This is a genomic window from Colwellia ponticola, from assembly GCF_005885605.1.
In the GTDB taxonomy this organism is placed as follows: domain Bacteria; phylum Pseudomonadota; class Gammaproteobacteria; order Enterobacterales; family Alteromonadaceae; genus Colwellia; species Colwellia ponticola.
The window spans coordinates 1-453 of the sequence record NZ_SZVP01000114.1; the positions used below are offsets into that span (position 1 = coordinate 1).

A 453-nucleotide genomic window follows, 5' to 3' on the forward strand; every position below is an offset into this window, starting at 1 on the left:
TTTGCCGAAACATTCGCAGAAATGTCATATTTCAAACCAAATGAAGTTTCATCGCGGTATCCTAAAGAAACTTCCCATCCCTCATTTTCCATCGACGCACCATTCACCCAACGGTTTCCTCCTTCGCCAATCACTCCTAAATAGGGTGGTAAAACCAAGATATCTTCAGTTTTTTTGATGTAATAATCAACAGATCCGCTTAATTTTTGTTTGTATAATCCAAAATCTAAACCAACATTAGTTTGTGTAGTTGTTTCCCATTTTAAATCATCGTTTCCTGATTGTGTAGCTATAAAACCTGATGGCAGTAAACCATTTCCGTTTCCAGCAATATCGTAAGCTGTTCCGAAAGAAGTGTTCCATGTAGGATTTCCGCCAGCATAACTAGCTAAATAAAGTGAGTAAACCGCGGTATTACTAATTTCTTGGTTTCCTGTTTGTCCCCAACCAGCT

General features: G+C 38.4%; 1 protein-coding gene. It reads right to left on the bottom strand.

Annotation, left to right across the window (positions count from 1 at the left end; all coding sequences use genetic code 11):
- Window positions 1-453, bottom strand: a 453-nt coding sequence (locus FCS21_RS17780; protein ID WP_138624507.1) for a TonB-dependent receptor domain-containing protein, incomplete at both ends; no start/stop codon positions are given.